Genomic DNA, 26,244 nt, shown 5'->3' on the forward strand with positions numbered 1-26,244 from the left:
GGTCCGGCTCCGCCGGCCCAAGGTGTCGCCCCCCTTGAGGGGGGTGGCGCCGAAGGCGACGCGGGGGGTGCTTCAAGTCAGCGCAAACCGGCTGGCATGCCGCCAGGCGCGGCGCAACACCGCAGGCGACCAGGATTCCTCAGGAATCAGTAGCACACCCCGCGAGCGCATCCACGCACCCAGGTCCACATGGCTGGTGGCCACGGTGAGCGGCACGGCCAGCAGCAGCGGCAGGGCGACAGGTGCGAGCCAGATCAGGGCCATCGGGTTGATGGCGGTCACGCCCAGACCCAGCAGGCCGATCACGAGCGACATCGGGGCCAGACTCGTCAGGGCATCGCGCCAGCTCACGCCATTGGCTTCACGCGGGGGCGACTTCCATTCCAGCTTGATGCCCGTGATGGCCACCAGCACGAACAGCGAATGCGCCAGCATGCGGATGGGGGCTTGCAGCAGTGCCAGCACGGTTTCCACCACCGAGCTGCCCAGCAGCGCTGCGGTGCCGCCAAAGGACTTCTGCTCGCGCTTCATGAACACCGCCAGCAGACCCAGCACGCGCGGCAGGAACAGCATGGACAAGGTCCAGGCCCACAGCGCGCGAAGCTCGTCCGGCAGCGCCTGCCAGAACGTGGCCATGCCCGCGTCCGACACCCACAGCGCGGTGCCGAAGCTCAGGAACGCCAGCCACAGTGGGGCGGAGATGTACGACATGGCGCCAATGGCGAACATGGTGCGGTGCACGCGGTGAATGCCGGGCTCGGCCATCAGGCGCGAGTTTTGCAGGTTGCCCTGGCACCAGCGGCGGTCGCGTTGCAGCTCGCTCAGCAGATCGGGCGGCTGCTGCTCGTAGCTGCCGGTCAGGTCGGACACCAGCCACACGTGGTAGCCGGCACGGCGCATCAGCGCGGCTTCCACGAAGTCGTGCGACATGATGCCGCCGGACATGCCGCCCGTGCCCTTGATGGGCGCCAGCGCGCAATGTTTCATGAACGGTTCGACGCGGATGATGGCGTTGTGGCCCCAGTAATGCGATTCGCCGAGCTGCCAGAATTGCATGCCCAGCGTGAACAGGCGACCGGTCACGCGCGAGCCGAACTGCTGCGCGCGAGCGTGCAGCGTGGCGTGGCCAATGGCTTGCGTGGCGGTCTGCACGATGCCGGCCTGGGGGTTGGCTTCCATCAGCTTCACCATGGACACGATGCAGCTGCCGCTCATGACACTGTCGGCGTCGAGCACCACCATGTAGCGGTAGTCGTTGCCCCAGCGGCGGCAGAAGTCGGCCACGTTGCCGGCCTTGCGGTGGCTGCGGCGGGTGCGCAGGCGGTAGTACACCTCGATCTGCGGCAGATCCGGCTGGGCGGCCAGCGCGGCGCGCAGGTCTTCCCAAGCCGATTTTTCAGCCGCTGCAATGGCCGGGTCGTAGCTGTCGGAGAGCACGAACACGTCGAACTGGCGTGCGTGGCCGGTGGCAGCCAGCGATTCGCAGGTGGCACGCAGGCCGGCGAACACCGTGGGCACGTCCTCGTTGCAGATCGGCATGATGATCGCGGTGCGTGCATCCGGGTTCATCGGATCGTTGCGCACGGAAGCTGCCGAGAGGGTGTGGGCGTCGCCACGCAGCGAGACCCAGAAGCCCATGAGCGCGGTGACGAAACCGGTGACCACCCAGGCCGAGAGCAGGGCGAACAGCGCGAGCTGCCCGTATTGCAGCCAGGGGTTGGGGTGCACGGGTTGTGCATCGGCAAACAGGCTGGTGGCAAACGCGGTGCTCAACACCGTGAGCAGCGCGAACACCGCGCGGCGGCGGTTGGCTGCGCGTTGCCAGGCCATGGTCGGTTCGGCCGCTTCGGCAGCTGCAGCGTCCCGGTTGTAAGGGGGCAAGGCGCGGCTCGCCGTGCTCAGCAACGCGGTGCCGATGCTGTTCCAGAAACCGCGCCAGGGGCGGGGCACCATGGAGCCACGGTTGATCGGCGGCGCGGTGACCGAGTTCGGATGGCGCTCTTCGCGCAGGTGGGCGTTGACGCTCACTCGGGTAGCAGCAGATGTGTCCATGTTTCGCTCACGGTGTCGTTGGAGTGTTGGAGGTAGGCGCGCAGCTCGACGGGCTGAGTCGCATCGATGCGCTCAACGCGCAGGCTCACGCGCCAGGAGCGCGTGGCGGGATTGGGGTAAGCCAGGGCTTCGATCACGCGGCCGTTGGCGTTGGCGGTGACCACGGCACGCACGGGCGCGTCGGCGGGCAACGCGTCCAGCGCGGGCCCGGTGAAATCGAGCACGTACTGCGGCTGCTTGATCTGTTCTGCTGCAGTGAGGCGCGTGAAGCCGTAGCCGCGCCGCGTCTGCGTGACCCAGCTCGACGGTGGGCGCTGCTGGGCATCGCCCTGCCAGGCCATTTCGTAAGCCACTTCCAGCGGCTGGCCTGGTGCGGGCAAGGCGCTGGGCACCCAGTAAGCCACGATGTTGTCGTGTGTCTCGTCGGGCGTGGGCAGCTGCACCAGTTCCACCCGGCCGGCGCCCCAGTTGCCCAGCGGCTTGATCCACGCGCTCGGGCGACGCTCATAGCGCGCTTCCACGTCTTCGTAGCTGGCGAAGCTGCGGTCGCGCTGCATGAGGCCAAAACCGCGCGGGTTCTGCATGACAAACGAACTGACGGCGATCCCCTTCGGGCGCTGCAGCGGCCGCCACATCCACTCACCTTCGCCGCTGACCATCATCAGGCCGTCGGAATCGTGCACCTCGGGTCGGAAGTCGCCCGCAGCGGGCTGGTTCTCGCCCGAGAGAAACATGCTGGTGAGCGGCGCGATGCCCAGAGTGTTCACGGGACCGGCGCCCGCGCGAAGGAAGATGCGAGCGTGTACCGTGGTGGTGGTCTGCTGGCCCGGGCGCACCACGAAGCGGTAAGCGCCGGTGGCGCGCGGAGAGTCCAGCAGCGCCAGCACGGTCACCTCGGTGGCGCCGGCCGCCGGGCGCTGGATCCAGAACTCGGAAAAGCGCGGAAATTCCTCGCCGCTGCCGCCGACGGTGTCGATGGCCAGGCCGCGCGCTGACAGACCATATTGCTGGCCTGCGCCGAGTGCGCGAAAGTAACTCGCGCCCTGAAAGACGATCAGTTCGTCCTTGTAGGCGTTGCCGTTGAGCGGGTAGTGCAGGCGAAAGCCCGCGTGGCCCAGGTCGCCCCAGGGCGCAGGATCAAAGGTGTTCTTGCCGTAGTCGAAGTCGGCGCCCCGGTAGGGCAGATGCCGCACGGTGCCCTGCGGCGTGATTTCGTGGATGCGCACCGGCTCGGTCTGGTACAGGCCGAGGTGGAAGAACTGGGCCTCAAAAGGCAACTGCTCGGCACGCCAGACCGACTGCGCCGGCTTGAACCGGATGTCGCGCAACTGGTCATATGTGATGTTGGCGAGCTCGGCCGGCAGCTTGTCGCTGTTTGGGCGGTGCGGTTCGCTGGCGCGGGTTTGAGCCAGCCGGCTCACGCTGTCGAAATCAAAGGTCTGAGCGTGTGCCGACGCCCCGAGCAGCAAGGCCTGCAGCGCGCCCAGCACCATCCAGCCGCGTGCGCGCTGGAGAAGATGGAACGGTGAAAAAAGGCGGGTCATGCCCTGTAGAGGGCAAACCCTGTGCCAACCTGAAAATCCCGTTGTGAATCAACGGTCTGCGGTGTGCAATTGGCCTGAGGCGGGGCTCAGGGTATTCCCGAGTGGTCAAAAGACCACGTTTTTGTCGCCGTTCGGCGACAGCACAGCGCTTAAAAGGTGAAAAAGCCTTTTAAAACAAGGGCTTGAGCCTGTCACTCATCGGCGACAGTATCGCTGCCAGCGCCGTTGGGGAGCGTCGGTGCATCGCTCTTGAACGAACCCGGGGTGAGGGCGTGTTTTTGCAGCAAGCGGTAGAACTCCGTGCGGTTGCGCTGCGCCAGTCGGGCCGCGTCGGCCACGTTGCCATCGGTCATCTTGAGCAGGTCCACCAGGTACTCGCGCTCGAAGCGCTGCTTGGCATCGGCAAAGCTGAGCACCTCCACCGAAGGCGTGCGCAGCGCGCGCTGCACCAGCGCCAGCGACACCAGCGGCGTGGTGGACAGGGCGCACACCTGCTCCACCACGTTGTAGAGCTGGCGCACGTTGCCCGGCCAGGCGGCCATGGTCAGGGCCTTGAGGGCCTCGGGTGCAAAGCCGGAGCTGCGCTTGCCGTACTTGGCGGCGAGCTTGGCCAGAAAGTGGTTGGCCAGCAAGGCGATGTCTTCGCGGCGCTCGGCCAGCGTGGGCAGGGTGAGCGTGACCACGTTGAGGCGGTAGTACAGGTCCTCGCGGAACTGCGCCGTCGCCATGGCTTCTTCAAGATCCCGGTGCGTGGCCGAAATGATGCGCACGTTCACCGGCAGCGACTGGCTGGAACCGAGCGGGCGCACCGCGCGCTCCTGCAGCACGCGCAACAGCTTGACCTGCAGCGCCGGTGGCATGTCACCAATCTCGTCGAGCAGCAGCGTGCCGCCATCGGCCGTCTGGAACAGACCCTTGTGGTTCGCCACGGCGTCGGTAAAGGCGCCCTTCATGTGGCCGAACAGTTCGGATTCGAGCAGCGCCTCGGGAATCGCGCCGCAGTTCACCGCCACAAAGGGCTTGTTCGCACGCGCGCTGGCCTTGTGGATGGCGCACGCCAGCATCTCCTTGCCCGTGCCCGAATCGCCACGCAACAGCACGCTCGCGTCGCTCTGCGCCACCATGCGCGCCTCGGCCAGCAGGTCGGCCATGCGGTTGGAGCGGCTCACGATGTCGCTGCGCCAGGCTTCGTCGATGTGGGTGTTCTGGTGGGCCGGTGCGCCCAGTGCCAGCGCCTGGGCGATTTTCTCCAGCAGCTCTTTGGCGTCGTAGGGCTTGGTGAGGTAGGTGAACACGCCGCGGGCCGTGGCCTCCACCGCGTCTGGAATGGTGCCGTGCGCGGTGAGCAGGATCACGGGCAGTGAAGGGTGGCGCGAGCGGATCTCGTCGAACAGCGACAGGCCATCGCGGCCGGGCAGGCGCACGTCGGACAGCACGAGTTGCGGGCGTTCCACCGCGAGCTGGGCCAGCGCGGCCTCGGCCGAGCCGACCGAAGTCACCTGGTACCCGGCCGAGCCCAGCCGCATCGCCAGCAGGCGCAGCATGTCTGCGTCGTCGTCGACCACCAGCACGCGCGCGCGCGGTGAGCCCGTGGAGCTGGCGGTGGTGGTGACGGCGGCGTTCATCGGGATGCTGTGGGTCAGGGTGCTGGCCGGGCCGCTCCCGGCGCCGAGGCGGGTGCCGCCGGGGGCGCGCTCGGGCGGGAGTTCAGACTGCGCTCGATCGCGCGCATGGCTTCCAGGCGCTCGTTGAGTTGTTCGATGCGGCGCGCGCTGTCGCGCAGTTGCTGCGCCTGCCGATCGTTCATCTCTTCCACGCGGCGCAGTTCAGTGAGTCGCGCGGCCAGCAGGCGCGCGAGTGGCTTGAAGGGCACGCTCTCAGGCCCCGGGTGCCCCACCACGCGCTGCACCAGAGCGAGTGCGCGCACGGTGTCGGCCGCCTGATTCGTGTGCGTGAGTGCCAGCGCCAGCTGCATCTGGCGCAGCGGCACATTGCCGGGGTCACCCTGCACCACGATCTCGGCAGCGAGGTCGGTCGGGCTGAGCACGCGCAGGCGTTCGGCGTAGGTGAGCAAGGCGGTGATGACATCGGGCACCGGGGGCGTTTCCGAGTCCAGCACCACCGGAGGTTGAACCGGTGTGGGCTGCAGCGGCGTGACCGTCAATGGCGGCGGCGGGGCAGGGGTTGCGAGGGTGACGCCGCTCGGCGTGCCTGCGGCTGGTGGCGCGGCCGGCGCCGTGCCGCAGGCGGCCAGGCCCAGGGCCAGAACGGCGAGCAAGCCGGTGCGCGCCGCGCGAGGCGATTTCAATCGGAGGGAGGTGGTCAGCATGGGAGTTCGATACGGATATGGGCGCCTTGGCGCCGGGGCAGCAATTCGATGCGACCCCCGTGGGCAACAATGTACTCGTGCACGATGGACAGGCCGATGCCGGTACCGCGCGGGGCGCCTTGCGGCTGGCGTTCGCCGCGGTAGAACGGCTCGAAGATGCGGTCGCGATCGGCCTCGGCCACACCCGGACCCTGGTCCATGATGTCGAGACAGGCGCGTCCTGGCAGCTCAACCAGCGTCAACCGGATCTCGCCACCCTGGGGTGAAAAGCGGATGGCGTTGGAGAGCAGGTTGCCCACGGCAGAAGCGATCTTCTCGCGGTCGATGGGCAACACCACGGGCACCCCCTCGACGCGCACGCGCAAACCCTGGGCCTGCCACTGCAGGCGTTGCGTGTCGATCTGGTCCTCCACCAGCGCGAGCAGATCGGTGCGCTCGCGCTTGAGCTGGCGCGCTTCAAAGGCGGCGGCGTTGAATCGCAGCAACGCCTCGATCTGGTGCTGCAGCAGCTGCGTGTTGTGCCGCAGGATCGTCACCACCTCGGCCTGATTGGGGTTGAGGGGGCCGGCCACGCCATCACCCAGCACCGCCACGCCCTCGTGCATCGACGCCAGCGGTGTCTTGAGCTCGTGCGACACGTGGCGCAGGAACCGCGCCTTGTCGGCATCGAGTTCGGTGAGGCGCAGGCGCAGCCAGTCCAGCTGCTGGCTCACGCGGCGCACATCCGACGGGCCGGGAATGTCGATCGGCACGTCCAGCCGGTTCTCGCCCAGGCCTTGAATGGCCTTCTCCAGCCGCTGGAAAGGGCGCGCCAGCCAGATGCCGAAGGCCAGCGCCATCACGGCCGCGACGCCGATTGAGCCCACCACCTGCTGGGTGAGTTCCTGGCGGCTGGTCTCGAAGCGGGCCTGCAGCGCGTCGTTGCGCGCGCCGATGATCGACTGCACCTTCTGCGCAATCGATGCGCTGTGGCCATCGACCTCGCGAAACACGCGCGCCACCTCGCGCTCGCGGTCCAGCGCGGTTTCGGGTGGGCCGTCGAGCAGCTCGGAGATGGCGCCCAGCCGTTCGCGCCAGTTGTAGGCGAACTCGGGGGGCAGCTCGTTGTCTTCGAGCCGGCGCAGGATGTCGCGCGCATTGCCAGCGGCTTCGTCGAAGCGCTGGCGCAACTGACTGTCGCGCAGCACCAGCGATTGCCGCGCCGCGCGTTCCATGGTCAGGCTGCGTTCAGAAAGCGATTGCGCTGCGGTGGACAACGCAATCGCCTGTGCCGCGCTGTCGCGGCTCTGCGCCATGAGCGTCTCCAGCGAAAACAGCGCGCGCAAGGCCGCTGCGCCGAGCAGCGCACCGATCAGCAGGAAGGCCACCAGCAGCAACTGCTGGAAGGAAAAGCGCATGGGCTTCATCTCGCAAGCCTCTTGGAGGCGGGCATCATCGAGAAACACCGCGGAACTGGCTTTGCCAGGCCGCAGGTGTTGCCCCCTTGAGGGGGTGGCGCGAAGCGCCGCGGGGGTGTCATACCGATTCGCGTACCAGGACTTCACCGCGCAAAGAGTGCGGTCGCGTTTCGGTGATCCGCACGTCGACCATCTGGCCGATCAGGCGGTCGGCCAGCGCGCCACCGTCGAAGTTGACGATGCGGTTGCACTCGGTGCGGCCCATCAGTTCGGCCTCGCTCTTGCGCGAGCGACCTTCCACCAGGATGCGCTGCACCGTGCCTTCGCGGCTCGCGCTGATGCGTTTCACGTTGTCTTCGATCACGGCCTGCAGGTGCTGCAGGCGTCGCAGTTTTACGTCGTGCGGCGTGTCGTCGGGCAAATTGGCTGCCGGCGTGCCCGGGCGTGGGCTGAAGATGAAGCTGAAGCTGGCATCGAAACCGACGTCGTGGATGAGCCTCATCATCTTGTCGAAGTCCTCGTCGGTCTCACCGGGGAAGCCGACGATGAAGTCGCTGCTCATGGCCAGCTCGGGCCGGATGGCCCGCAGCTTGCGCACGGTGCTCTTGAACTCCATGGCGGTGTAGCCGCGCTTCATGGCCATGAGAATGCGGTCGCTGCCGTGCTGCACCGGCAGGTGCAGGTGGTTCACGAGCTTCGGGATCTTTGCGTAGGCCTCGATCAGGCGCGGTGTGAATTCGTTGGGGTGGCTGGTGGTGTAGCGCACGCGCTCGATGCCGGGAATCTCGGCCACGTATTCGAGCAGCAGCGCAAAGTCGGCGATGTCGCTGGTGCCCCCCATGGCGCCGCGATAGGCGTTCACGTTCTGGCCCAACAGCGTCACCTCCTTCACGCCCTGGTCGGCCAGACCCGCCACTTCCACCAGCACGTCGTCGAAGGGCCGGCTCACTTCTTCACCCCGCGTGTAGGGCACCACGCAATAGCTGCAGTACTTGGAGCAGCCCTCCATGATCGACACGAAGGCCGAGCCACCGTCCACCTTGGCCGGCGGCAGGTGATCGAACTTTTCGATTTCGGGAAAGCTGATGTCCACTTGCGGCAGGGCCTGGCGCACGCGCTGATTCAGCAGCTCGGGCAGGCGGTGCAGGGTCTGCGGGCCGAACACCACGTCCACATACGGCGCGCGCTTGATGATCGCCGCGCCCTCCTGGCTGGCCACACACCCACCCACGCCAATCAGCACGCCCTTTTCCTTCAAGTGCCTCACACGGCCGAGATCGGAGAACACCTTCTCCTGTGCCTTTTCACGCACCGAGCAGGTGTTGAAGAGGATGAGATCGGCTTCCTCCACATCCTGCGTCTGCTGGTAGCCCTGGGCAGCGCCCAGCACGTCGGCCATCTTGTCCGAGTCGTACTCGTTCATCTGGCAGCCGAAGGTTTTGATGAAGACTTTTTTGCTCATGGGAAATTCCGTTCGGAAATGGCTGCGGCCTGCCGGGCGTTGCCGGCGACGAAGACCGCGCGGGACGCTCAGTTGGAGTTGACGGGCGCCGTGGTGCCGGCAGCCGGTGGGGTCTGCTGCGACTCGAAGGTGTAGTTGCGCTGCACGCCGCTGCCGGCGCGCTTGACCTTCGCCTCGGCCTCGGACAACAGCCAGACCTGGTGCACCTGCCCCCGCAGATCGAGCGTGTAGTTCACCGTGAGTTCCTGATTGACCAGGGTGGCCGACTGCACCAGCCGGTTGCTGGTGTCAAGAATGCGCGCGCCAGGCGCGAGCCGCGTGGGCTTGTCGTCCATGGCGACCAGCGGCGGCTGCACGATCACCATGGAGCCACGCAGGGCCTTGGCAGGGAATTCGCGTTGCACGGCCTGGGCGTGAACCAGCGACAACGGCGAGAGCGAGAAGAGCAGGACGGCGATCAGGCCCGTCGGGAGCAAGCAGCGGTTCATGGTGTGTGTCCAGAGGCTGTGGGGAGGGGAAATCGCACCGCACGACAGGGGTATGCGGGAGGCTGCGATTGTCTCACGCGAGCCCTGGCGCACAATGCCGCGACACCATGAAACCACACCGTCCATCGCGCCTCCCGCACCGCTGGCTCCTTGCAGCCTGTCTTGCTGTGCTGCCGTTTCTCGGCGGCTGTTTCACCACCCCGCCCGACGGCGTGAAAGTGGTCAGCCCGTTCGATGTGCAGCGCTATGCCGGCAAGTGGTACGAGATCGCCCGGCTGGACCACGGTTTCGAGCGCGGCCTGAGCGACGTGAACGCCACCTACAAGCTGAACGCAGACGGATCGGTGGCCGTGATCAACCGGGGGTACGACACCTCAAAAGGCGAGTGGAAAGAGGCGCTTGGCGTGGCGCGGTTCACGGGCGACGCCAGCACCGCTTCACTGAAGGTCTCGTTCTTTGGCCCGTTCTACGGTGGTTACCACGTGATCGCGCTTGACCCGGGCTACCGCTGGGCCATGGTGATCGGCCCGACCACGGGTTACCTCTGGATTCTTTCGCGCGACAAGCAGTTGCCCGAAGGCGTGCGCGAGCGGCTGGTGGCGCAGGCGGCCGCGCTGGGCGTGGACACGCGCGAGTTGATCTGGGTCGAGCACCGCCGCAGCGACAGCTGAGGCCTTTCGCTACTTCCAGCGAACCGGCTCGATGTGCACGCTGCCGCGCTCGCTGGAAAGCGTGAGCGAGCCTTCCTGCACCGTGGCCTGAAGCTGCATGCTGCGTTCGGCCAGCTGGGCCAGCGCCGGCGCCACCTCGGTGGGCAGGCGCCAGGCCTGCAGGCGGTCCAGGCGCGAGAGCTTGCCCTCGATGCCTCGCCACCACACGTCGGCTGCGCTGCCGAAGGCATACACCACCACCGCATCGGCCTTGCTGCACGCCTTGGCCAGTGGCTTGTCTTCGGGCTGACCGACCTCGATCCACAGGCGCTTGCGGCCGGTGAAGTCGGTCAGTGAGACATCGGGGTCATCCGGGTCGGACAGACCGGAGCCAAAGGCCAGCGTGCCGTCACCCCGGCAGGTGTCCTGCAGCTCGTGCGCGTGGATCGCCAGCGCCACCAGCCGAACCATCATGCGTTCATCGGTCTCGCTGGGGTGGCGGGCGAGGGTGAGCGCATGGTCGGCGTAGTAACCGTGGTCGATGTCGGCGATCTGCAGGTGGGCTTTGAAGATGGTGGACTTGATCGCCATGGGGAGGGCCCGAAATGAAAAAAGCGGACTCCGTTGCCGGAGTCCGCTTCTGGAATGCTGGTGGCGATAGGTGGACTTGAACCACCGACATCAGCATTATGAATGCTGCGCTCTAACCAACTGAGCTATATCGCCAGCGAAGCGCGCATTATAGCCAGCTTTTCCGGGCCTCTCAGCGGTGCTGGAAGCTCGTCGGGCGCTTGTTCACGAAGGCGTCCATGCCTTCCTTCTGGTCCTCGGTGGCGAACATGGCGTGGAACAGTCGGCGCTCGAACATCACACCGTCGGAGAGGCTGCTTTCAAAGGCGCGGTTGACCGATTCCTTCGCGGCCATCACGCTAGGCAGCGAGAAGCCGCAGATGATGAGCGCCGCGCCGAGCGCTTCGTCCATCAGCTTTTCCAGTGGCACCACGCGGCTCACCAAGCCGGCGCGTTCGGCTTCGTTGGCGTCCATCATGCGGCTGGTGAGCACCATGTCCATGGCCTTGGACTTGCCCACCGCGCGCGGCAGGCGCTGCGTGCCGCCGGCGCCGGGAATGATGCCGAGTTTGATCTCGGGCTGGCCAAACTTCGCGTTGTCGGCGGCGATGATGAAGTCGCACATCATGGCCAGCTCGCAGCCGCCGCCGAGCGCAAATCCGCTCACCGCTGCGATCACCGGCTTGCGGATCGAGCGGATGGTTTCCCAGTTGCGTGTGATGTAGTCGCCCTTGTAGACATCGGCGAAGGTGTAGCTGGCCATGGCGCCGATGTCCGCGCCCGCGGCAAAGGCCTTCTCGCTGCCCGTAACGATCATGCAGCCGATGTCTTCGTCGGCGTCGAACGCCTTGAGCGCGGTGCCGAGTTCGTCCATCAAGCCGTTGTTCAGGGCGTTGAGCTGCTTGGGGCGGTTCAGCGTGACGATGCCCACTCGGCCTTCGGTGCGCACAGTGATGAATTCGGGTAGGGTGGCTTCGGTCATGGCATCTCCTGGGGGCAACGGCACCGGGTTGAAAGTCCGTGACTATATATAGACACGCTCTGCCCCCGGGAAAACATTAACCGACCGAGTGGTTGGTTAATGTTAAATTGCGACGCAGGCCACCCATTCGAGGAGACAGCACGACCATGAACGCCACCACCGTCGCGTACGAAGAGCGCGGGGCTGTTGCCCTGCTCACGCTCAACCGCCCCGAGGCGCTGAACAGTTTCACCCGCCAGATGCACCGCGATCTCTGGGCCGCGCTGGACCGGGCCGAGGCCAACCCGGCGGTGCGCGCCATGGTCATTACCGGTGCCGGGCGCGGCTTCTGTGCCGGCGCCGACCTGGCCGAGTTCGACTTCGAGCCTGGGCCGGACCTGGTGCAGCGCGCCGATCCCGGGCCGGTGATTGATCAGGCCTTCAATCCCACCGTGCGCAAGCTGCAGGGGCTGCGCATGCCCACCATCGCAGCCGTCAATGGCGTGGCGGCCGGCGCTGGCGCGTCGCTCGCCATGACCTGCGACATCGCCATTGCCGCCACGGGCGCCAGCTTCATCCAGGCCTTCAGCAAGATCGGCCTCGTGCCCGATGCGGGTGGCAGCTGGTTTCTGGTCGAGCGGCTGGGCTTGCCGCGCGCCATGGCCCTGGCCATGACGGGCGACAAGCTGCCGGCCGCACAGGCGAAAGAGTGGGGCCTGGTGTGGGATGTATCGGACGACGCTGTGGGCGCAGCACTGGCGCTGGCCGATCGTTTGGCGGTGATGCCGACCAAGGCCCTCGTGGCCACGCGCGCGCTGCTGCGCGACGCCAGCACGCGCACACTGAACCAGCAGCTCGACGTGGAGCGCGACACCCAGTCGGCGCTGGGACGCACGCACGATTACATCGAGGGTGTGATGGCCTTCCGCGAGAAGCGGCCAGCGAAGTTCAAGGGGGAATGATGAGTCCGCTCGAGAAAGCCAGAAAGGTCGGAGAGACCATGTTCGCGGTCGACACCGCGAGCAAGGACACCATGGGCATGGAGCTGCTGGCCTGTGAACCCGGCCGCGCCGTGCTTCGGATGGAAGTGAAACCGCTGCACCTCAACGGCCACCAGATCTGCCATGGCGGTTTCATTTTCACGCTGGCCGATTCCACGTTCGCCTTTGCGTGCAACAGCCACAACAAGAACGCTGTGGCCGCAGGCTGCAGCATCGAATTCCTGCGGCCTTCGCATGCAGGCGACATGCTGACCTGCGAAGGCGTGGAGCAGACGCTTTCCGGTCGCCATGGCATCTACGACATGAAGGTCACCAACCAGCGGGGCGAGGTGGTGGCGATGTTCCGCGGCAAGAGCGCGGTCATTCAGGGCACGGTCTTCCCGGAGGCGGCATGAACACATTCCCACTCGAACCCATCGAGAAGGCCAGCGTGGACGAGCTGCGTGCGCTGCAGCTCAAGCGCCTGCAGGGCACGCTGCGCCACGCCTACCAGAACTCGCCCGTGTACCGCGCCAAGTTCGACGCGGCCGGGGTGCACCCGGACGACTGCCGCAGTCTGGCGTACTTGGCCAAGTTTCCCTTCACCACCAAGAAGGACCTGCGCGACAGCTACCCCTTCGGCATGTTCGCCGTGCCGCGCGAACGCTGCGCACGCATCCACGCCAGCAGTGGCACCACCGGCAAGCCCACCGTGGTGGGCTACACGTTGAAAGACATCGACACCTGGGCCGGCGTGATGGCGCGCAGCATCCGCGCCAGCGGAGCCCGCCCGGGTGAGCTGGTGCACGTGAGCTACGGCTACGGCCTGTTCACCGGCGGGCTGGGCGCGCACTACGGCGCCGAGAAGCTCGGGCTCACGGTGGTGCCTTTCGGCGGTGGCCAGACCGAGCGGCAGGTGCAGCTCATCCAGGATTTCCGGCCCGACATCATCATGGTCACGCCCAGCTACATGCTGGCCATCGCGGATGAATTCGAGCGCATCGGCGTGGACCCGCGTGAGAGCAGCCTGCGACTGGGCATCTTCGGTGCCGAGCCCTGGACGAACGACATGCGCATGGCGATTGAGGCGCGCATGGGGATCGATGCGGTGGACATCTACGGCTTGTCGGAGGTGATGGGCCCGGGTGTGGCCAACGAGTGCGTGGAGACCAAGGACGGCCCCACCATCTGGGAAGACCACTTTTACCCCGAGATCATTCACCCCGAGACCGGCGAGCCGGTGGCGGACGGCGAAATGGGTGAACTGGTCTTCACCAGCCTGACCAAAGAAGCGCTGCCCATCATCCGCTACCGCACGCGCGACCTCACGCGCCTGTTGCCAGGCACCGCGCGCACCATGCGCCGCATGGAAAAGATCACCGGCCGCAGCGACGACATGATGATCGTGCGTGGCGTCAACGTGTTTCCTACCCAGATCGAGGAACTCATCCTCAAGCGGCCTGAGCTGAGCGCGCACTACCAGTGCGTGCTCACGCGCGAAGGCCCCATGGACAACCTCACCGTGGCTGTGGAAACGCGCGCAGGACTCGCCCCCGACAGCATCGAGGCGCGTGCGGCGGCGCAGCTGTTGCAGCACGAGATCAAGGTGTATGTGGGCAGCAGCGTGGCAATCGAGCTGAAGGCCGAAGGCGGCGTGGAACGCAGCCAGGGCAAGGCCAAGAGGGTGGTGGATCTGCGACAGCGCTAGTGTGTGCGGCTCCTCTGGGGCTGTGCGAAAAGTCCCCTCTTGCGCGGATGCATCGCCGCAAGAGGCGCGGAAATCGACCGTTGAGGGCCAACCCGCTTGGCACGTCCCCGGCCTGCGCTTACATTTCGGCAAAGTTTGGGATGCCCATGGACAAAAACACACTGTTCGTCAAAACCGATCAGGGTCGCGAAGCCCTGACCAGTCGACCGCCTGGTCTTGGTCCCAGGTTGCGCTCGTTGCTCATCATGGTCGATGGCAAACGCCCGGTGTCCGATCTGGACAAGCTCGCCGGCGGCGAAGGCAGTGCCGCGCCCCTGCTGGAGCAGCTTGAGGCGGCGGGATGGGTGGAGCAGGTCCAGACGGGCGGTGCTGCCGCCCAACCGGCTTTTTCCGTCACAGTGCCTTTGACCGAGGCCGAACCGGTGGCGCTGCCGCCGCTGCCTTTCAGCGAAGCGCGCCGCATGATGGTGCGTTTCCTCAATGACCAGCTCGGGCCCATGGGAGAGCCCCTCGCCATGCGGGTCGAAGCGTGCAAGACGCCGGTCGACCTGCTGACCGTGTTGCCCCGGATTCGCGACGGCCTCTCCAACCTCAAGGGTCAGGCCACCCTGCAACGCTTCGACCAGGAGCTGGTCGCGCGTTTGCCGCGCTACTGAATCACGTCACTCCTGCAGCCAGGGTGCCAGCCGCGCTGCGTCGGCCACGCCCAGACGCACTGTTTGCGATTCGGTGGGCCACTGCAGCACACAACGCAGCAGGCGGCGATCGCGCGAAACCACGGCGGTCAGTGTGGGTTGAACACCCCGGAGCTCGGCCACCTCGTCGAGTTTGTGGATGCGCCAGGCCTCGGCCAGGGTGCCGCGCTTGACAGCAGGCAGTTCAATCGCCAGCCATTCGTCACCCGGCGCCATGCCGGCCGCTTCGGCGGCGCTGCCGCGCAGCACGGTCTTGAGCACCACGCTGCCATTGGTTTCTGCCACGCGCAGGCCCAGTTGCTGCGCTAGCGGGGCTTTTTCGTGCGTCACTTTGGCGCCGGCATCCTGCAGCAGGGAGGGCAGCGGCAGCTCGGCGGTGCTGTGCACCCAGGCGGCGATCTCGCCGTCGAAGCCGCGCCGCCCCAGGCGCTTGAGGGCGCGCAGCAGATCGGCCTCGCGCATCGGCCCGCCCTTGCAGCGCTGCCAGAGTTCGCGCATCACGCCGTCGAGCGAGGTGTGGCCTTCGGCGCGCAGGGTGAGGTCGAGGCACAGCGCAACGAGCGCGCCTTTGGTGTAGTAGCTCACCGTGGCGTTGGGCGTGTTCTCGCCCACCCGGTAGTACTTCACCCAGGCATCAAAACTGGCTTGCGCCACGGTCTGCACCAGGCGCCCAGGTGTCTGGCGCACCTGGTTGAGCGTCTTGGCCACGAGCTGCAGGTAGCAGGCTTCGTCGATCAGGCCCGCGCGCCGCAGCATCAGGTCGTCGTAGTAGCTGGTGAAGCCTTCGAAGAACCAGAGCAGCTCGGTGTGGTTCTCGGTGTTGTAGTCGTAGCGCGCGAACTCGGCCGGGCGCAGACGCTTGACGTTCCAGGTGTGGAAGTACTCGTGGCTGATGAGGCCCAGCAGCGTGGTGTAGCCGTCGGTGGCTTTCAAAGGCGCGGGCTTTTCGCCCGGCGCGCGTTGACGCGGCAGGTCGCTGCGCTGGCAGATCAGGGCGGTGGAGTTGCGGTGCTCCAGCCCGCCGTAGCCGTCGCCACTGGCGTACAGCATGAACACGTAGCGGCCGAAAGGGGGCTGTTCACCCTCGTGGCCATGCCAGAACGCGATCTGCGTCTCGCAGATGCGGCGCACGTCCTCCAGGAGGCGCTGGCCATCCATCCACGCGCCGGCACCACTGACCACGAAGCGGTGTTCCACGCCGGCGGCGGTGAACTGGCCGCTCCAGAAGCGGCCCATCTCCACCGGGCAGTCGGCGAGCTCGTCGTAGTCTTTCGCCTGGTACCGACCGAAACCGTCGGGGTCCACGCGCAATGGCGCGAGGCCTGTGGCCACCTGCCAGCCGGCGGTGGCCGGAACGGCCTCGATCTCCAGCTCATGCGGCTGGTCTTCCTGGCCCAGCACCTGCACACACAGGCTGGTGGCGTTGAAGAAGCCACGGGTGGCGTCGAGAAAGGCGGTGCGCACGGAAGGATCGAAGGCGTACACCTCGTAGCGCAGTTCGAGTGGTTTGCCGGCTTCGCAGTCCACCTGCCAGCGGTGTTTGTCGAGCTGCTTCAGCGTGGCGGGCTGGCCAGCCTGCCAGGCGCACAGGTTTTGCAGGTGCTGGGAAAACTCGCGCACCAGGTAGCTGCCGGGAATCCACACCGGCAGGCTCACGCGCTGGTTCTTCGCCGGGCTCTGCACCTGCAGCGTGATGGCAAAGAGGTGGGCTTGGGCGTTGAGGATGGAGACGGTGTAGCGCACGGCGGCGCGGGCGGACGGGGAGCGGCGTCGCGCTGTCGTCACGGCTTGGCTTCCTTCAGCATCGCCTCGATGCGATCGGCCGTGATGAAGCCGGGCACGCGTTTGTCGTTGGTGAAGAACAGCGTGGGTGTCCCGCTGATCCCGTGCTCGCTCGCCAGTTTGCTGTTGCGCTCAATGGCCGCAATGTCGCAACTCGCCGGCTCAGGGGGCTGGTTGTTCAGCATCCAGCCGGCGTAGGTTTTTGACTTGTCTTTGGCGCACCAGATGCGCTGGGTTTTCTCCACCGAGTCATCGCCCAGCACCGGAATCAGGAACACATGGATGGTGAGGTCGTCGATCTTGGCGAGTTCGCGGTGCAGGCGCTTGCAGTAGCTGCAGTTCGGGTCCTCGAACACGGCCATCTGGCGTGTGCCCTTGCCCTTGACCAGCTTGAAGGCGTCTTTCAGGGGGAGGTCTTTGAAGTCGATCGCTGTGAGTTGCCCGATGCGTGCCTCCGTGAGGTTGACGCGGTTGCGCGCGTCAATCAGGGCGCCCTGAAAGATGTAGTTGCCGCTGTTGTCGGAATAGAGCAGGCGGTTGCCGGCCAGGCGCACTTCCCAGATGCCGGGCACCGGGGTTTTGGTGACTTCCTCGATGTTGGGCAGGTTGGGCAGGCGCTCGACCAAGGCCTTGCGAATCGCGGCCTCTTGCGCCAGCGCGCCCAGAGACAGGGCAGCCAGCGCCGCCAGCAGAAGGGTTCTGAATAGTTTCATCGGGAATCCGGTGTGGGCTGATCGGGGAGTAGGTGGCAAGCAGCTCAGCCACTCAGGCACTGGGTTGCCCCATGGCCTGGCGGGCGATCCAGCGCTTGAGCGGGCCGCTGCGGTCGAAGCCGGAAAGGCCCCAGTTGCGCAAGGCCTGCACGCGCGTGTCGTCGTGAGAGAACATGCCGAACAGGCCGTCAGTGACCCAGCCCATGGCACCCACTTCGGCCGCGCGGGCACGTTCGTAGCGGCGCAGCAGTTTCAGGTCGCCGAGATCTCGCCAGTACTCGCGGTGTTGCAGCACACGCGCGAGTTCGGCCACGTCGGCCAGGCCCACATTGAGGCCCTGACCTGCCAGCGGGTGCATGGCGTGGGCCGCGTCGCCCGCCAGCGCCACGCCGCCCTGTGCGGTGCGGGTGATCCAGCGCTGGGCGCGGGAGAGTTCGAGAGGCCAGGCCTGGGCGGGGCTTTCCATGTGCATGTGGCCCAGGGCCTGCGCGCTGCGCGCCTGCACGGCCTGGGTAAAGGTGTCGGGATCGGCTTGCAGCCAGGTGTCGGCCTGCTGTGCAGGGACTGACCACACCAGCGCCACGGAGTTCCCGGCCTCGCCGCCCAGCGGCAGCAGGGCCATCACTTCGCCGTTGGCAAACCACTGGCGGGCGATGCCGCCGTGCGGCTGCTCGCAGCGCAGGCGCGCCGCCAGCGCTTTGTGCGGATAGGGGCGCACGTCGAATTCCAGCCCGAGTTCGGCCCGCGTCTGGCTCCGCTTGCCCTCGCAGATCACGGTAAGCGCGGCGATCGGTGCCTCGCTCACGCGCTCGATGCTTCCCTGGAAGCCCACCGCGTCGGTCAGGCGCTGTTCCAGCGCGGGCACGTCCACGATCCAGGTGAGGGCTTCGGCGCCCTGGTCTTCGGTAGAAAAACGCAGCTCGCCGCCGTTGTCGCCCCAGACCTGCATGGCGGTCACTGGCGTGATGGGGGGCGTGCGTTCGTCTTGCGGGCCCGCCTCGGGCCAGGCGCGCACCGAGCGCAGCAGATCGCGCGAGGCGGCGTTCAGGGCATAGGCGCGCACATCGGGCTGGCCGGACTCGGCTCGGGTCTCGCCGATCAGCGCCACGCGCAAGCGGTCGCGCGCCAGCAGCAGCGCCAGGGTCTGGCCCACCACGCCGGCCCCTCGGATGGCGACGTCGAAACGCCGGGTCGAGCCGGGGCGGGGAGCGGTCGGGTTCATGCAGCGATTCTAGGAGCAGGGCACAATCCGGGCCTTCGCACCCAGGCAAGCCCCGCGCCCGCCGGTCGCCTTCAGCAGCCCACCACCATGACAGAAGCCCAATCCAACTCCGCCGCCGACGTGCAGGCCACCATCGACCAGCTCTGGATTTACCCGGTGAAATCGTGCGCCGGTGTGAAGGTGCAAGAGGCCGAACTGACCGACACCGGCCTGCTCTTTGACCGCGCCTGGATGGTGGTGGACAGCCAGGGCGACTTTGTCAGCCAGCGCGAACTGCCCCGCATGGCGTTGATCCAGCCCACCTTCAAGATGGGCCAGCTCGTGCTGCGTGCCCCGGGCATGCTGGCTCTGCACCTCGAACTGAACGCCGCCGAAGGCCCGCTGAAGGTGCGCGTGTGGGACGACGAGGTGCAGGCCTGCGACATGGGCGATCTGGCGGCCCAGTGGTTCAGCGATTTCCTGGGCCGCGACGCCCCCGAGGGCTTGAAGCAGTTGCGCCTGGCCCGATTCGACCCCGAGGTGCGCCGCCCCAGCAGCGCGCGCTGGCTGGGCGGCCGCGAGGCGGGCACCCAGTTCGCCGATGGTTTCGCGCTGCTGGTGACCAGCACGGCATCGCTCGAGGGCCTCAACGAACGCCTGACGGCGGCCGGTGAGGCGCCGGTGGACATGCGGCGGTTTCGGCCCAACATCGTTTTGCACGGCGTGGACGCGCACGACGAGGACCGTGTGGGCCCCATGCGCATCGCCACCGGCGGCGACGGCGCGGCCGTGATCGAGACCGTCAAACCTTGCGCGCGTTGCCCGATCCCCAATGTGGACCCCGACACGGCGAGCTCCAGCCCCGCCGTGAGCGACGCCCTGCAGGGCTACCGGCAGGACAGGCGACTGAACGGTGCCGTGACCTTCGGCATGAACGCCATCGTGATCGAAGGCGACGGACAGATGTTGCGGGTGGGTCAGTCGGTGAACGCCGACTGGACATTCGACTGAGGCATCAGGCCCCGGCGCGCAAAGCGAACGCGTTGCGGTAGGAGCCCGGTGTCATGGCGGTGTGGTGCTTGAACTGGCGCGTGAAATGCGCCTGGTCGGCATAACCGCACACATAGCCCACCTCGGCCGTTGGCAGGGCGCTCACCGCCAGCAGGCGAGCTGCGCTGGTGAGCCGGGCATCACATAGCAATTGCGTGAAGCTCAGTTGGCGCAGTGCCAGCCGGCGCTGCAGCGTGCGCGGCGAGGAGGCCGCTGCAAGAGCCAGCGCCTGCACAGTCCAGCTGCGCCCCGGGTCTGCGGCCAGCCGGGCTTGCAGGTGCGCGATCCAGCCATCAACGTCGGCGGGCGGGGCCTCGACCACGGGGTTGGCGCAAGCCGCCTGCCATCGCAGGTCCCAGACCGAAACGTCGTGCGGCCAGGCATGCGGGCGCCACGCGCGCTCGCTGCGGCTCCAGCCGCGCAGGGCGGTCGGGCGTGCCTGCACATCCCGCGTCTCAAGGCGTTCGCACAGCGCCACGAGGAGTCCGAACACCAGCAGGTCTTCGGCGGGCGTTGGCGCCTGGTGCGGGTCGAGCGATATGTGCTGGATGCGCAGCCACCCCGGTTCGGGCTGGATCACGCGCGTGCGGTGGCGCGAGTGCACGAAGCGCTCCAGGCGCTGCCAGCGTTGCAGCAGATCGGCCGGGTCGCGCGCGAGCGAGAACGCCAGCAACAGAGGCTCGTCGTCCATGCCATGCACCGCCTCGCCCAGTTGCACGATCGCATCAGGCCCATGGGCCTGCCACAGGCGGTGCAGCCAGGCGCGCTTGTCCGCCAGTGGCACGAGAGCCTGCCTCACCGGTGGCGGGCCGTCCATGGCCAGACCCTGCCGCTTGAGACCGGCGCGCACCACGCGCAGCATGGCTTCGGAGGCGAAGTCGTTCATGTGTTGGCAGGTTTGACCAGGAGGCTGGGGTCGATCGGGAACCGCTGAACGCGCACACCGGTGGCCTCGCGCACGGCGTTGGCGATGGCCGCTGCCGTGCACACAATGGCGGTCTCTCCGGCCCCGCCGGGTGCGCCGCCTTCCTCCACCAGCACCACGTCCATCGGCGGAATCTGGTTCATCAATGGTATCGGCGCCTCGCCAAAGCTGCCTGCACCGATGCGAGTGCTGGCGGCCTCCAGCCGGTCGCTCAGCGCCATGCCCAGCCCCCAGACCAGATTGCCCGCGCACTGCGCGCGCACCTGATCGGGGTTGATGACCGTGCCGCAGTCGTGGGCGCAAACCAGACGCGTGACGCGCGTGAGGCCTTGCGCGTTGACCTCGACCTCGGCCACCACCGCGGCGTAGCTCACCTGCTTGTAGATGCCGCAGGCCACGCCGCGCCCCCGTCGCAAGCCGGGCGGCGCAGCCGGCAGCGTGCCGGCGCGGTCCACCGCTGCGCGCAGCACGCGGGCCAACCGTGGGTCCTCGGCGTGTTGCAGGCGAAACGTCACGGGGTCCACACCCGCCTGGCGCGCGCATTCGTCGATCGCCGATTCCATGGCCAGGCCGTTGGGCCCGGCACCGAGCCCGCGCCAGGGGCCGGTGAACACGGGCAGGCGGTGCAGCGCGAACTCGGCGCGCCTGCGCGTGCATCGGTAGGGCAGCGACGCACCACGCGCCACGCCGGCGTCGGTCACGAAATCGGTGAGGCGCTGCATCCACGCGGGCAGCCCCGCGTTGGTGAAAAGAATGTGGCTGCTCACGAACACATGCCACCACTGGTCGAGTCGGCCATCGCGCAGGCGCGCGCGGATGCGGTGACTGGATGGCGGGCGGTGGAAGCCCTGACGAAATTCCTGCGCGCGGGTCCACTGCAGTTTCACAGGCCGCTGCACCGCCTGCGCCAGCACCGCGGCCTCAAACTCGACGGTGCAGATCGTCTTGCCGCCAAACGCGCCGCCCACGCGGGTGGCGTGCACCCGCACGCGGTCTTCGTCCAGTCCGAGCTGTTTGCAGATCACGTCACGCTGGTAGAACACGTCCTGCGAGCCCACCCAGACGTCCAGTCCGCCTTGAGCGTCGAACGCGGCCACGGCAGCGCGCGGCTGGATGGGCGCGTGTGCCGCCAGCGGGATGTCGATGCGCAGGTCCACGTCCCATTTCCCCTGGCTCTCAATGGTGTCTTCGTGCACGCTGTACCTGAATCCGTCGCCCGCGAGCTGGTGGTCCACGTCCACCGCGCGATCGATGCCGGCCTGGTCGAACCCGCCCTGCGAAAGCCAGCGCGCCTCCAGCGCGGCCTCTACCCGGTCGAGTGCGCCGGGCGTGCGCGCCACGATGCCAATGCCTTCGCTCAGGCCCTGCTGCAGGCGCTGGTCGCGCACCACCGCCACCCAGCCCGGCACCTGCCGCGCGGCGACCTCGTTCATCGAGGCCAGGGTGGATTTCAGCTCGGCCGAAACCGGCGCGCGCAGCACCCGGCCAAACAGCATGCCGGGCAGGCGCACGTCGGCGACAAACACCGGCGCACCGGTGACGATGGCGTGTCCCTGCTCGAGCGCCACCGCCTGGCCCATGTGGCGGGCACCCGGCTGAAAGGCGCGCAAGCTGGCCACAGGGCGTGGCTCGGCCCCTCGTTCGCCTTCAGTCTGGCCTGCGGCGAGGGCGTCGCGCAGGGTGGCGCAGGCCTGCGCCAGTGGCACGGCAAAGTCCTTCACGGATTCACTGCCCACCGTGGCGCGCACTCGCGCCATCTCGCCGGTGTGCGGCAGTCGCAAGGTGAGCTGATCCCATTCAATACCCAGCTCGGCACACGCCACCTGCTTGAGCGCGGTGCCGATGTTCTGGCCCATCTCCACGCGCGGCAGCAGCAGCTCGTAACGGCCCTTGTGGTGGCGAATCCAGCCCAGTGCGTCCTGGTACTGGGCGACGGGTCGTTTGGGAATCACCGGCAAGGCACAGCCGCTCAGGATGGTCACGCTCAACACGCCACCGGCTTGAAGAAACTGGCGGCGCTTCATGACCGTTGCCCCTGCAGCACCACGGCGCGCTGCACGCCGGCGCGAATGCGCTGCTGAGTGCCGCAGCGGCACAAGTTGCCTGAGAGCGCTTCATCGACGCGCGCCGCGCTCGGTGCGGCGTCCTGCCGTAGCAGAGCCACGGTGGCCATGATCTGACCCGCCTGGCAGTAACCGCACTGCGGCACGCGCTCGTCCAGCCAGGCTTGCTGCACTGGGTGCAGGCGCCCGTCTGCGTTGCTCAGGCCTTCGATGGTCTCCACGGCCTGCTGGCCGACGGCCGTGACCGGGACCAGGCAGCTGCGCTGGGCGCGTCCGTCGAGCAGCACGGTGCAGGCGCCGCACTGACCGACGCCGCAGCCGAACCTGGTGCCCACGAGGCCCAGGTGTTCGCGCAACACGGTGAGCAGTGTTTCCTCCTGCCATTCGGGCGGGATCTGGAAGCGCTGGCGGTTCACGAGGACGTTCATGGAAGTTCTCCGGAGGGGTTGACGATGGGCGCACTGTCGCCGCCACCGGGACCGCCGTCTTGAAGATTCGCGCCATGTGCCGCAGGGCGGCGGGAGCCGGGCAGAAAACGGGCATCGCATACACTGCACGGCTGTTTTTCGAGGTATTCCATGAGTCTCCAATGCGGCATCGTGGGCCTGCCCAACGTCGGCAAGTCCACCCTTTTCAACGCGCTGACCAAGGCCGGTATCGCGGCCGAAAACTACCCCTTCTGCACCATCGAGCCCAACACCGGCGTGGTCGAGGTGCCTGACCCGCGTCTTCAGCAGCTCGCCGAGATCGTCAAGCCCGAGCGCGTGGTGCCGGCCATCGTGGAGTTTGTGGACATCGCAGGCCTGGTGGCGGGCGCGAGCACCGGTGAAGGCCTGGGCAACAAATTTCTTGCCCACATCCGCGAGACCGACGCCATCGTCAACGTGGTGCGCTGCTTTGAAGACCCGAACGTGATCCACGTCGCCAACAAGGTCGATCCCATCGCCGACATCGAAGTCATCCAGACCGAGCTCTGCCTGGCCGATCTGGCCGCTGTGGAAAAGGCCGTTCACCGCGTGAGCAAGACCGCGCGCTCTGGCGACAAGGAATCCATCAAGCAGCTCGCCATCCTGGAGAAATGCCAGGCCGCGCTGAACGACACCCAGCCGGTGCGCACCATCGACTTCAGCAAGGAAGAGCAGGCCCAGCTCAAGCAGTTCTTCCTGATCACCGCCAAGCCAGCCATGTTTGTCGCCAACGTGGCTGAAGACGGCTTCGAGAACAACCCCTTCCTCGATCGCCTGCGCGCTTTCGCCGAAAAGCAGAACGCGCCCGTGGTGGCCATCTGCGCCAAGATCGAGGCCGAGCTCTCCGAAATGGAAGATGCCGACCGGCTCGAATTCCTGAAGGAACTGGGTCAGGACGAACCCGGCCTGAACCGCCTGATCCGCGCCGCCTACCAGTTGCTTGGTCTGCAAACCTACTTCACCGCTGGCGTGAAGGAAGTGCGCGCCTGGACCATCCACGTGGGCGACACGGGGCCGCAGGCGGCGGGCGTGATCCACACCGATTTCGAGAAGGGCTACATCCGGGCCCAGACCATCGGCTTCGACGACTTCATCGCCTTCAAGGGCGAGCAAGGTGCCAAGGACGCGGGCAAGATGCGCGCCGAAGGCAAGGACTACGTGGTCAAGGACGGTGACGTGATGAACTTCCTGTTCAGCAGCTGATTCGCTCAGTCGGCGGGCGGACGCCGCAGCAGACCTTCGAGCAGCAATCGAAAACCCTTCACGGCCTGCGCCGAGGTCGTGCCAGGCTCGGAGGAGCTGGCAATCCAGGCTGCAGCATGGCTGCTGGCGCCGTTGATGAGTCGGGCCAGCGCCGCCGGTTCCGCGTCGATGATCACCTCATCGTCTCTCAGCGCCCGCAGGCTTTCCGTGAGTGCCTCGATGCAGCGCTGCGCGCTGGGCCGCTGGGAGAAATCGCCCAGAACGGCCGGTCCATCGCGAAACATGATGCGCTGGATCTCGGGTTCCAGTGCCATCTCGATGTAGGCGATCCACTCGTCCACAACGCCGTGCCAGCGGTCGGGCGCGCGATCAGAAATCACCTTCAGGCGCTGGCACATCTCGTCGTCGATCTCGTCGATCACGGCCTCCAGCAAACCCTTCTTGTCGCCAAAATGGTGATAGAGGGCGCCACGGGTCAGGCCCACGGCGGCGGTGAAATCGTCCATCGAGGCTGCCGCGTAGCCCACCGTTCCAAAGGCGTGGCGGGCCGCAGCGATGAGCTTGGCGCGCGTCTCGGCAATCATTTCGTTGCGGGGTTTGATCATTTCGCCAGTCTTTGAATCACATACGATGCGTAGGTGAATTGACATACGCGTCGTATGTCAATAGGATGCATACGCCGCGTATGTTAACGCGGACTCCCCATTCAAGGATCAAGTGATGTCGAACCCCTATTCCAGAATCTTCAGCGAGCCCGGCGCCAAGGGATTCTCTGCTGCCGCCTTCCTGGGCCGTTTGCCAATCGCCATGGCACCCATCGGTATCGTCGCCATGCTGTCTCAGACCCTGGGTGAATACTGGCTGGCGGGGGCCGTAGCGGCCACCTACGGATTGACCAACGCCTTTCTTTCTCCCCAGATTTCTCGGCTGGTCGATCGGTTTGGCCAGAGCCTGGTGGCAGCACCCGCAACTCTGGTGTCTGCGGCAGGGTTCTTCCTGCTGATGTTGGCGGTCGACCAGCAATGGCCCACCTGGACCCTCTTTGCCACCGCTGTCGCGGCGGCCACCATGCCCAGCATCTCGGCACTCGTGCGCGCCCGCTGGGTCGAGCTCTTTCGGGATCGACCCGAGCTGACGACGGCCTTTGCGTTCGAGTCGGCTGCGGATGAGCTGATCTACATCGCCGGTGCGTCGCTCTCGGTGGGGCTCGCCGCGGCGCTGTTTCCAGAAGCCGGGGTGCTCGCCTCCACCCTCTTCCTGGTGGTGGGCGGAGCGGCGTTCCTGCTCCAGCGCAAGACAGAGCCCCGTGTACGGCCCGCTCAGATGAACGGGCCCAAGGGATCTGCCATTCGCCTGCCGGCCGTCCAGATCGTGACGCTGGCGCTGGTGTTCGTCGGCGCCATCTTCGCGACCGCCGAAGTATGTGCGATCGCCATCACCAAAGAGCTTGGGCAACCGGCTGCCGCCAGCTTCGTGATCGGTGTGTATGCGGTCGGGTCCTTCGTGCTCGGCCTGGTGCTTGGCGCGCTCAGCCTCAAGACGCCGCTGCAGCAGCTGCTGCTGATCGCGGTGTGTGTGCTGGGGATCACCACTTTGCCGCTGGTCGTGGCAGGTTCCTCGGTGACCCTGCTGGCAGCAGCCGTGTTTTTCAGCGGCGTGGCCATCTCCCCGACGTTCATCACGGCATTCGGTCTGATCGAACGGCTTGTGCCGGAATCGATGCTCACCGAGGGCGTGACGTGGGTCATGACCGGGATCGGCATCGGTATGGCGCTGGGCGCCTTCGTCACCGGCTGGGTGGTCGATCATTTCGGTGCGCAGAACGGATTCTGGGTGTCGGTGGTGGCCGCTGCCGCCACCGTGCTGACCGTGGCGCTGGGGCAGCGCACCCTCTCGGGCGAACGCATTTCCACGGGTGGCAGCGCCGCAGTGGTGCCAGCCAAGTGAAGGGTGCATGAACGGCGGGCTCGGGCAGGTGGTAGCCTCGTTGGCCTCCAGTTCAAG

Annotated in this window: 24 protein-coding genes and 1 tRNA gene; 8 read left to right on the forward strand and 17 right to left on the reverse strand. The window is 66.8% G+C overall.

Annotated features, from left to right (window positions below):
* Positions 1-72: 72 nt before the first annotated feature.
* The 7 genes from mdoH to CAP37_RS16460 all read right to left on the reverse strand — a co-directional run bounded on the left by mdoH (position 73) and on the right by CAP37_RS16460 (position 9,272).
* On the reverse strand, positions 73-2,052 hold the full coding sequence (gene mdoH, locus CAP37_RS16430; RefSeq protein WP_086125302.1) for a glucans biosynthesis glucosyltransferase MdoH: 1,980 nt from the start codon (positions 2,050-2,052) through the stop codon (positions 73-75).
* Positions 2,025-3,545 (reverse strand): glucan biosynthesis protein G, encoded by a 1,521-nt coding sequence (locus CAP37_RS16435; protein WP_086125572.1) that lies wholly within the window; start codon positions 3,543-3,545, stop codon positions 2,025-2,027. The genes mdoH and CAP37_RS16435 overlap by 28 nt, the downstream gene beginning before the upstream one ends.
* Before the next feature lie 242 nt (positions 3,546-3,787).
* On the reverse strand, positions 3,788-5,221 hold the full coding sequence (locus tag CAP37_RS16440; protein ID WP_086125303.1) for a sigma 54-interacting transcriptional regulator: 1,434 nt from the start codon (positions 5,219-5,221) through the stop codon (positions 3,788-3,790).
* A 14-nt stretch (positions 5,222-5,235) separates the two neighbouring features.
* Complete coding sequence (locus CAP37_RS16445) at positions 5,236-5,925, reverse strand: hypothetical protein (protein ID WP_086125304.1); 690 nt, start codon at positions 5,923-5,925, stop codon at positions 5,236-5,238.
* Entirely contained in the window at positions 5,919-7,331 is a 1,413-nt protein-coding gene (locus CAP37_RS16450) for an ATP-binding protein (protein ID WP_086125305.1), read from the reverse strand. Before CAP37_RS16450 ends, CAP37_RS16445 begins: the two co-directional genes overlap by 7 nt.
* 109 nt (positions 7,332-7,440) lie before the next feature.
* A complete protein-coding gene (miaB, locus tag CAP37_RS16455; RefSeq protein ID WP_086125306.1) occupies positions 7,441-8,784 on the reverse strand; it encodes a tRNA (N6-isopentenyl adenosine(37)-C2)-methylthiotransferase MiaB in 1,344 nt (447 codons plus the stop codon).
* A gap of 68 nt (positions 8,785-8,852) precedes the next feature.
* Positions 8,853-9,272 carry a hypothetical protein gene (locus CAP37_RS16460; RefSeq protein WP_179190259.1) on the reverse strand — a complete coding sequence of 140 codons (420 nt, stop codon included), beginning with the start codon at positions 9,270-9,272 and terminating at the stop codon, positions 8,853-8,855.
* 107 nt (positions 9,273-9,379) lie between these two features.
* On the opposite strand from CAP37_RS16460, the gene CAP37_RS16465 reads away from it, so the two are divergent.
* Positions 9,380-9,943 (forward strand): lipocalin family protein, encoded by a 564-nt coding sequence (locus CAP37_RS16465; RefSeq protein WP_086125307.1) that lies wholly within the window; start codon positions 9,380-9,382, stop codon positions 9,941-9,943.
* A gap of 9 nt (positions 9,944-9,952) precedes the next feature.
* Here the strand turns inward: CAP37_RS16465 and CAP37_RS16470 are convergent, their stop codons facing one another.
* From CAP37_RS16470 to CAP37_RS16480, 3 genes are all read right to left on the reverse strand, one after another.
* Positions 9,953-10,513: a YaeQ family protein gene (locus CAP37_RS16470; RefSeq protein WP_086125308.1), complete on the reverse strand. Its 561-nt coding sequence runs from the start codon at positions 10,511-10,513 to the stop codon at positions 9,953-9,955.
* Between the two features lie 58 nt (positions 10,514-10,571).
* Positions 10,572-10,648 (reverse strand) — tRNA-Met (locus CAP37_RS16475).
* Positions 10,649-10,685: 37 nt separating this feature from the next.
* Positions 10,686-11,474, reverse strand: coding sequence for an enoyl-CoA hydratase (locus CAP37_RS16480; protein ID WP_086125309.1), 789 nt, complete (start codon positions 11,472-11,474; stop codon positions 10,686-10,688).
* Between the two features lie 146 nt (positions 11,475-11,620).
* Here CAP37_RS16480 and CAP37_RS16485 point away from each other — a divergent pair, with 146 nt between their 5' ends.
* The 4 genes from CAP37_RS16485 to CAP37_RS16500 all read left to right on the forward strand — a co-directional run bounded on the left by CAP37_RS16485 (position 11,621) and on the right by CAP37_RS16500 (position 14,797).
* Entirely contained in the window at positions 11,621-12,415 is a 795-nt protein-coding gene (locus tag CAP37_RS16485) for an enoyl-CoA hydratase-related protein (RefSeq protein ID WP_086125310.1), read from the forward strand.
* 71 nt (positions 12,416-12,486) lie between these two features.
* The gene (gene paaI / locus CAP37_RS16490) at positions 12,487-12,849 is read left to right on the forward strand and encodes a hydroxyphenylacetyl-CoA thioesterase PaaI (RefSeq protein ID WP_373271103.1); all 363 of its coding nucleotides are present in this window, start codon (positions 12,487-12,489) and stop codon (positions 12,847-12,849) included.
* Entirely contained in the window at positions 12,846-14,141 is a 1,296-nt protein-coding gene (gene paaK, locus CAP37_RS16495; protein WP_086125311.1) for a phenylacetate--CoA ligase PaaK, read from the forward strand. Before paaI ends, paaK begins: the two co-directional genes overlap by 4 nt.
* A gap of 146 nt (positions 14,142-14,287) precedes the next feature.
* On the forward strand, positions 14,288-14,797 hold the full coding sequence (locus CAP37_RS16500; RefSeq protein WP_143435960.1) for a hypothetical protein: 510 nt from the start codon (positions 14,288-14,290) through the stop codon (positions 14,795-14,797).
* 6 nt (positions 14,798-14,803) lie between these two features.
* On the opposite strand, the gene CAP37_RS16505 is transcribed toward CAP37_RS16500, so the two are convergent.
* Genes CAP37_RS16505 through CAP37_RS16515 form a run of 3 tightly spaced genes read right to left on the reverse strand, consistent with a single transcriptional unit; the run spans position 14,804 to position 18,553 of the window.
* A complete protein-coding gene (locus tag CAP37_RS16505; RefSeq protein ID WP_373271098.1) occupies positions 14,804-16,621 on the reverse strand; it encodes a M61 family metallopeptidase in 1,818 nt (605 codons plus the stop codon).
* Positions 16,618-17,331, reverse strand: coding sequence for a DsbC family protein (locus CAP37_RS16510; RefSeq protein WP_086125313.1), 714 nt, complete (start codon positions 17,329-17,331; stop codon positions 16,618-16,620). Before CAP37_RS16510 ends, CAP37_RS16505 begins: the two co-directional genes overlap by 4 nt.
* Positions 17,332-17,383: 52 nt before the next feature.
* Complete coding sequence (locus CAP37_RS16515) at positions 17,384-18,553, reverse strand: FAD-dependent monooxygenase (RefSeq protein ID WP_086125314.1); 1,170 nt, start codon at positions 18,551-18,553, stop codon at positions 17,384-17,386.
* A gap of 87 nt (positions 18,554-18,640) precedes the next feature.
* Here CAP37_RS16515 and CAP37_RS16520 point away from each other — a divergent pair, with 87 nt between their 5' ends.
* Positions 18,641-19,543, forward strand: coding sequence for an MOSC domain-containing protein (locus CAP37_RS16520; protein WP_086125315.1), 903 nt, complete (start codon positions 18,641-18,643; stop codon positions 19,541-19,543).
* A gap of 4 nt (positions 19,544-19,547) precedes the next feature.
* On the opposite strand, the gene CAP37_RS16525 is transcribed toward CAP37_RS16520, so the two are convergent.
* The 3 genes from CAP37_RS16525 to CAP37_RS16535 are packed head-to-tail and all read right to left on the reverse strand — an operon-like array spanning position 19,548 to position 22,998.
* Positions 19,548-20,468 carry an AraC family transcriptional regulator gene (locus CAP37_RS16525; RefSeq protein WP_086125316.1) on the reverse strand — a complete coding sequence of 307 codons (921 nt, stop codon included), beginning with the start codon at positions 20,466-20,468 and terminating at the stop codon, positions 19,548-19,550.
* Complete coding sequence (locus CAP37_RS16530) at positions 20,465-22,531, reverse strand: xanthine dehydrogenase family protein molybdopterin-binding subunit (protein ID WP_086125317.1); 2,067 nt, start codon at positions 22,529-22,531, stop codon at positions 20,465-20,467. Before CAP37_RS16530 ends, CAP37_RS16525 begins: the two co-directional genes overlap by 4 nt.
* Positions 22,528-22,998 carry a (2Fe-2S)-binding protein gene (locus CAP37_RS16535; RefSeq protein WP_086125318.1) on the reverse strand — a complete coding sequence of 157 codons (471 nt, stop codon included), beginning with the start codon at positions 22,996-22,998 and terminating at the stop codon, positions 22,528-22,530. Before CAP37_RS16535 ends, CAP37_RS16530 begins: the two co-directional genes overlap by 4 nt.
* Positions 22,999-23,148: 150 nt before the next feature.
* Here CAP37_RS16535 and ychF point away from each other — a divergent pair, with 150 nt between their 5' ends.
* Complete coding sequence (ychF, locus tag CAP37_RS16540) at positions 23,149-24,240, forward strand: redox-regulated ATPase YchF (protein ID WP_086125319.1); 1,092 nt, start codon at positions 23,149-23,151, stop codon at positions 24,238-24,240.
* Positions 24,241-24,245: 5 nt separating this feature from the next.
* Here ychF and CAP37_RS16545 read toward each other — a convergent pair whose 3' ends face one another.
* A complete protein-coding gene (locus tag CAP37_RS16545) occupies positions 24,246-24,845 on the reverse strand; it encodes a TetR/AcrR family transcriptional regulator (RefSeq protein ID WP_086125320.1) in 600 nt (199 codons plus the stop codon).
* A 115-nt stretch (positions 24,846-24,960) separates the two neighbouring features.
* Between CAP37_RS16545 and CAP37_RS16550 the strand changes: the two genes are divergently transcribed.
* The gene (locus tag CAP37_RS16550; RefSeq protein ID WP_086125321.1) at positions 24,961-26,187 is read left to right on the forward strand and encodes an MFS transporter; all 1,227 of its coding nucleotides are present in this window, start codon (positions 24,961-24,963) and stop codon (positions 26,185-26,187) included.
* Positions 26,188-26,244 lie beyond the last annotated feature (57 nt).

Source organism: Hydrogenophaga sp. IBVHS1 (genome assembly GCF_002127265.1).
In the GTDB taxonomy this organism is placed as follows: Bacteria; Pseudomonadota; Gammaproteobacteria; order Burkholderiales; family Burkholderiaceae_C; genus Hydrogenophaga.

What these genes read in the sequence shown, in the direction of transcription:
- CAP37_RS16465 (WP_086125307.1), top strand. Translation starts at nt 9,380, where the DNA reads ATGAAACCACACCGTCCATCGCGCCTCCCGCACCGCTGGCTCCTTGCA.
- paaI (WP_373271103.1), top strand. Translation starts at nt 12,487, where the DNA reads ATGGGCATGGAGCTGCTGGCCTGTGAACCCGGCCGCGCCGTGCTTCGG.
- CAP37_RS16445 (WP_086125304.1), bottom strand. Translation starts at nt 5,925, where the DNA reads ATGCTGACCACCTCCCTCCGATTGAAATCGCCTCGCGCGGCGCGCACC.
- paaK (WP_086125311.1), top strand. Translation starts at nt 12,846, where the DNA reads ATGAACACATTCCCACTCGAACCCATCGAGAAGGCCAGCGTGGACGAG.
- CAP37_RS16525 (WP_086125316.1), bottom strand. Translation starts at nt 20,468, where the DNA reads ATGAACGACTTCGCCTCCGAAGCCATGCTGCGCGTGGTGCGCGCCGGT.
- miaB (WP_086125306.1), bottom strand. Translation starts at nt 8,784, where the DNA reads ATGAGCAAAAAAGTCTTCATCAAAACCTTCGGCTGCCAGATGAACGAG.
- CAP37_RS16480 (WP_086125309.1), bottom strand. Translation starts at nt 11,474, where the DNA reads ATGACCGAAGCCACCCTACCCGAATTCATCACTGTGCGCACCGAAGGC.
- mdoH (WP_086125302.1), bottom strand. Translation starts at nt 2,052, where the DNA reads ATGGACACATCTGCTGCTACCCGAGTGAGCGTCAACGCCCACCTGCGC.
- CAP37_RS16460 (WP_179190259.1), bottom strand. Translation starts at nt 9,272, where the DNA reads ATGAACCGCTGCTTGCTCCCGACGGGCCTGATCGCCGTCCTGCTCTTC.
- CAP37_RS16545 (WP_086125320.1), bottom strand. Translation starts at nt 24,845, where the DNA reads ATGATCAAACCCCGCAACGAAATGATTGCCGAGACGCGCGCCAAGCTC.
- CAP37_RS16450 (WP_086125305.1), bottom strand. Translation starts at nt 7,331, where the DNA reads ATGAAGCCCATGCGCTTTTCCTTCCAGCAGTTGCTGCTGGTGGCCTTC.
- CAP37_RS16470 (WP_086125308.1), bottom strand. Translation starts at nt 10,513, where the DNA reads ATGGCGATCAAGTCCACCATCTTCAAAGCCCACCTGCAGATCGCCGAC.
- CAP37_RS16440 (WP_086125303.1), bottom strand. Translation starts at nt 5,221, where the DNA reads ATGAACGCCGCCGTCACCACCACCGCCAGCTCCACGGGCTCACCGCGC.
- CAP37_RS16520 (WP_086125315.1), top strand. Translation starts at nt 18,641, where the DNA reads ATGACAGAAGCCCAATCCAACTCCGCCGCCGACGTGCAGGCCACCATC.
- CAP37_RS16510 (WP_086125313.1), bottom strand. Translation starts at nt 17,331, where the DNA reads ATGAAACTATTCAGAACCCTTCTGCTGGCGGCGCTGGCTGCCCTGTCT.
- CAP37_RS16550 (WP_086125321.1), top strand. Translation starts at nt 24,961, where the DNA reads ATGTCGAACCCCTATTCCAGAATCTTCAGCGAGCCCGGCGCCAAGGGA.
- CAP37_RS16535 (WP_086125318.1), bottom strand. Translation starts at nt 22,998, where the DNA reads ATGAACGTCCTCGTGAACCGCCAGCGCTTCCAGATCCCGCCCGAATGG.
- CAP37_RS16500 (WP_143435960.1), top strand. Translation starts at nt 14,288, where the DNA reads ATGGACAAAAACACACTGTTCGTCAAAACCGATCAGGGTCGCGAAGCC.
- CAP37_RS16530 (WP_086125317.1), bottom strand. Translation starts at nt 22,531, where the DNA reads ATGAAGCGCCGCCAGTTTCTTCAAGCCGGTGGCGTGTTGAGCGTGACC.
- CAP37_RS16515 (WP_086125314.1), bottom strand. Translation starts at nt 18,553, where the DNA reads ATGAACCCGACCGCTCCCCGCCCCGGCTCGACCCGGCGTTTCGACGTC.
- ychF (WP_086125319.1), top strand. Translation starts at nt 23,149, where the DNA reads ATGAGTCTCCAATGCGGCATCGTGGGCCTGCCCAACGTCGGCAAGTCC.
- CAP37_RS16435 (WP_086125572.1), bottom strand. Translation starts at nt 3,545, where the DNA reads ATGGTGCTGGGCGCGCTGCAGGCCTTGCTGCTCGGGGCGTCGGCACAC.
- CAP37_RS16485 (WP_086125310.1), top strand. Translation starts at nt 11,621, where the DNA reads ATGAACGCCACCACCGTCGCGTACGAAGAGCGCGGGGCTGTTGCCCTG.